This is a genomic window from Spirulina sp. 06S082 (assembly GCF_034932145.1).
Taxonomy (GTDB): domain Bacteria; phylum Cyanobacteriota; class Cyanobacteriia; order Cyanobacteriales; family Spirulinaceae; genus CCY15215.
This window is the reverse complement of sequence record NZ_JAYGHV010000229.1, coordinates 1-3,940: the sequence shown is the minus strand read 5'-3', so window position 1 is coordinate 3,940 and position 3,940 is coordinate 1. Positions and strand designations below refer to the sequence as shown.

At 39.4% G+C, this 3,940-nt stretch carries 4 protein-coding genes and 1 pseudogene; 3 read left to right on the top strand and 2 right to left on the bottom strand.

Translation table 11 applies throughout. The annotated features are described in order from the left end of the window. Window positions 1-249: 249 nt before the first annotated feature. Genes VB714_RS14855 through VB714_RS14845 form a run of 3 tightly spaced genes read left to right on the top strand, consistent with a single transcriptional unit; the run spans window position 250 to window position 3,044 of the window. Window positions 250-1,206, top strand: a complete 957-nt coding sequence (locus VB714_RS14855; RefSeq protein WP_323225392.1) for a glycosyltransferase family 2 protein — start codon at window positions 250-252, stop codon at window positions 1,204-1,206. A gap of 35 nt (window positions 1,207-1,241) precedes the next feature. Then, window positions 1,242-2,030: a dienelactone hydrolase family protein gene (locus tag VB714_RS14850; RefSeq protein ID WP_323225391.1), complete on the top strand. Its 789-nt coding sequence runs from the start codon at window positions 1,242-1,244 to the stop codon at window positions 2,028-2,030. A 57-nt stretch (window positions 2,031-2,087) separates the two neighbouring features. Next, window positions 2,088-3,044: an SGNH/GDSL hydrolase family protein gene (locus VB714_RS14845; RefSeq protein ID WP_204105622.1), complete on the top strand. Its 957-nt coding sequence runs from the start codon at window positions 2,088-2,090 to the stop codon at window positions 3,042-3,044. A 1-nt stretch (window position 3,045) separates the two neighbouring features. Here VB714_RS14845 and VB714_RS14840 read toward each other — a convergent pair whose 3' ends face one another. Continuing rightward, window positions 3,046-3,402, bottom strand: a complete 357-nt coding sequence (locus VB714_RS14840) for a XisI protein (RefSeq protein ID WP_204105625.1) — start codon at window positions 3,400-3,402, stop codon at window positions 3,046-3,048. Further along, a pseudogene (locus VB714_RS14835) lies at window positions 3,390-3,848 on the bottom strand (element excision factor XisH family protein). Before VB714_RS14835 ends, VB714_RS14840 begins: the two are co-directional and overlap by 13 nt. Between the last annotated feature and the right edge of the window lie 92 nt (window positions 3,849-3,940).

The following is a 3,940-nucleotide window of genomic DNA, read 5'->3' as shown; positions in this document are numbered from 1 at the left end:
TAATCTCGCAAATTGTAGCCTCTTATTTATCTGGGTTATTTTTTAAACCGATCCGACCTATTTTCTGGCGACAAACAAAAGCTCTCTTTTTAATGGGACTCTGGGGAAAATAAAGCGATCGCCTTTATAAATATCCTATTTTGAGAGCTATTTATTTGCGAATTTTAGCAAGATCGGTTACTGTATAAATATTATATCATTAACCCGATCGCGCTCTTTTATATTATTCAAATTACGGAGATTTAAGCAATGAATAACGAGCAATTAAACTGGCAATTAACAACCCCTGTGGCTATGATTGTTTTTAATCGACCTCAGACCACAAAAAAAGTATTTGAAGCGATTCGTCAAGTCAAACCTCCCATTCTTTTCCTAATTGCTGATGGACCTCGCCCAGATAAACCAGGAGAAGATAAAAAATGCGCTGCGGTGAGAGAAATTATCGAAAAAGTTGATTGGGATTGTCAAGTATACAAAAATTATTCTGATGTTAACTTAGGTTGTGGTAAGCGCCCTTCTACGGGGATTGATTGGGTCTTTGATAGCGTAGAAGAAGCAATTATTATCGAAGATGATTGTTTACCCGATCCCAGCTTTTTTCGCTACTGTCAAGAGTTATTAGACTATTATAGAAATGACGAAAGAGTAATGACAATTTGCGGTTTAAACGTACAATTTGGAGAAAATCCGACAGATTATAGCTATTATTTTTCCCGCTACAATCATTGTTGGGGCTGGGCAAGTTGGCGACGCGCTTGGAAATACTTTGATTTTGATTTAAAAGTATGGCCAGAAATTAGAGAAAAGAACCTACTACAAGATATTTTACAAGATTCTCATGCGGTTAAATCATGGACGCATACCTTTGATATTATTTCCGCAAACCAGTTAGATTGTTGGGATTTTCAGTGGATTTTTGCCAATTGGGTTCACGGAGGTTTAGCCATAACACCGCGCGAAAATCTCATTAAATATATTGGTTATACAGAAGATGCAACCCATACCACTAATGCGTTAAGTCAATACAATCAATTAGAAGTTAAAGCAATGGAATTTCCCTTAAAACACCCTCCTTTTATCATTCGTCACGATAAAGCCGATCGCTATACCGAATCGACTTATTTTGATTATCAGCCTAACCTATACAAGCGCATCAATCGTAAAGTTCGCAAAATATTAGGATTAAAACTGTCACAAAGCTGGTAAGATTAAGATAAAAATTCAAACACTGAACTTAGACGATGAAATCTTTATCAATTGCTTTGTTTTTAGCTCCAATTATAGCTTGGATGGCGGTTCCAGCCGAAGCTGCTATTCGCACGGAGATCGTTGAATATCGCCAAGATAACGTGCTTCTAGAAGGCTATTTAGCCTATGATGATGAAGTTAAAGAACAGCGCCCGGGTGTTCTTGTAGTTCACCAGTGGAAGGGTTTAGGAGATTACGAAAAACGTCGGGCGAGAGAATTGGCAGAATTGGGTTATGTTGCCTTTGCTGCCGATATTTATGGTAAAGGTGTACGCCCTCAAACTCAGGAAGAAGCCAGAACTCAAGCTACACTTTATCGTTCTAACCGCAAACTGTTACGCGATCGCGCCAATGCGGGTTTAAAAGTTCTGCAAAGTCACGAACTCACCACCCCTGGAAAAATAGCGGCGATCGGCTATTGTTTTGGCGGAGGGACAGTTTTAGAACTTGCCCGTAGTGGTATTTCTTTGGCCGGAGTTGTTAGTTTTCACGGCAATTTAGACACGCCAAACCTTGAGGATGCAAACAATATTCGCGGGCGAGTTTTAGTGCTGCATGGTGCCGACGATCCTTTGGTTCCTCCCGAACAAGTGCAGACTTTTGCTAAAGAAATGCGATCGGCTAATGTTGATTGGCAATTGGTCATGTATGGCGGTGCTGTTCACAGTTTTACCGACTCTAATGCAGGAAATGATCCCTCTAAAGGATCGGCTTATCAAGAAGAAGCAGATAAGCGTTCTTGGGCTGCAATGAAACAGTTTTTTAGTGAAATTTTCAAGTAGTTATTAGTTGTTTTTGAATGCAATTTTTAGCGAATACCTGATAGCAAAATTAAGGAGATGAGACTTAGAGGTATTGGTAAAATACTACTGGCAGTTCTATTGACTGTATTGATGATAGAAATAGGACTGCGCTTTTTTTTAGGTTTGGGTAAACCTGCTTTGGTACAAGCTGATATTGAAATGGGTTATCGTTTTCAGCCCAATCAAAAAACGCGGCGTTTTGGCAATTGGATAGAATATAATCAATATTCTCAACGTTCTGAACCTATCGAAATTGAAAAAAAAGCAGGTGTATTACGAGTTTTAATGTTAGGTGATTCGGTATTAAATGGGGGCAACCGTACCGATCAAATGGAAACAATTTCCGAACAATTGGAAATACAATTAAAAGAGAAGGGAAAAGAAACAGAGGTTCTCAATGCGTCGGCAAATTCTTGGGGAATTGGTAATCAATTAGGCTATTTGCAGAAATTTGGGACATTTAATGCTGATGCCATTATTCTCCAAATTGGCACTCACGATTTGCTACAACCGACCAGTCAAGGAAAGAATTTATATCCAATAGAATATCCTAGTTCTGCGATCGCCGAATTATTTCAACGTTATCTCATTCCTCGTATCTCCTATTTTATGCGAGGAAAAGTAACATTGGCTAATGAGAACTTAGATTTACAATTTAAGGACAATTTACAATCTTTGCAGGCGATCGCCGCTTTAACTCAAGAAAACAATATTCCCCTTGTTGTGGTTTATACTCCCAGTCGCGAAGATGTGTTACCCATTCCTAACGATCCTGCTTACAAATCTCAATTTTTCCAAGTTCTGCAAGAGTCCAAAATTGCCGCGATCGACATTCACAATGCTTGGTCGAAACTTCCTCCAGAAATGGTAAAATCCTATTTCGTTGATTGGGCGCATTTAACACCAGAAGGTCAGCGATCGGTGGCTGAATTGGTTTTTAAAAACTTGGGTGGGTTAGGCGATCGCACTGTTGGACACTACATGAATTTTTAAATCATGTTTTTGTCGCGATCGCATCTCGAAAATTGGGATGGCGAAAGGCGGGAACAAAGGCAGATTCTGGAATCCCTTGTTCCATTAAATCTTCTGCTATATCTTCAGTACCATTCCATTCAACATGAATTTTACCATCAATAATTCGCAGATGAACGATAATACTATGAATGCGTTGATATTCATTCCAACCTAGAGTAACAAGTAAATAATTATCGGTTTGAGGGTCACAAATTGCGATCGCTTCAGCCGGAATGTCGCGATCGCTAGGACGATCTTCCCTAACTTTGCGAGAGAGTTGGGCGTGTTCGTTGAGAACTTGTTGAATTGCATTACGATATTGTTTTAATCGATCCATTGTTCGATAACCTCCGTGTCAGGATTAAACACAATTAGATGAATAGATTCATCTTCAATTACATTTTGCACGATCGCTTTTTGAAAGAGTCCTTGATATATTTTTAAAGGAACTGCAAGGTACGGCTGACGAGTAGAACCGCTACGACGTAAAATAGAGCGATATAAATATAGTAAAAATAGCGAGCAAGATGCTCGCACTACCCCCATTATGGTTTATTGTAGTGGGAGCGTCTCGCTCCCTAGCTCTAATTATTCGGAAGCTCTAATTATTCGGAGCAATGTTGTAAATTTGCAACTTTGAGATGCACCCGATTTTTCTGCTCCAAGATCGGGATAAACTCGCAATTCAAGATCGCCTAAAATGAGCGGATCGTGGGTAATTGTCCAACCTTCTTTGATAAGAGCATTTCTAACAGTTTCATGGTAGAGGTCTCGGCGAGGCATGACAACTGAATGGTGACGATATCTTTAGTTTACTGTAAACTAACATTATCATCCCACATCAGTCATAAATCCTCTCCCGTCTAACAATGTCG

What these genes read in the sequence shown, in the direction of transcription:
- VB714_RS14850 (WP_323225391.1), top strand. Translation starts at nt 1,242, where the DNA reads ATGAAATCTTTATCAATTGCTTTGTTTTTAGCTCCAATTATAGCTTGG.
- VB714_RS14845 (WP_204105622.1), top strand. Translation starts at nt 2,088, where the DNA reads ATGAGACTTAGAGGTATTGGTAAAATACTACTGGCAGTTCTATTGACT.
- VB714_RS14855 (WP_323225392.1), top strand. Translation starts at nt 250, where the DNA reads ATGAATAACGAGCAATTAAACTGGCAATTAACAACCCCTGTGGCTATG.
- VB714_RS14840 (WP_204105625.1), bottom strand. Translation starts at nt 3,402, where the DNA reads ATGGATCGATTAAAACAATATCGTAATGCAATTCAACAAGTTCTCAAC.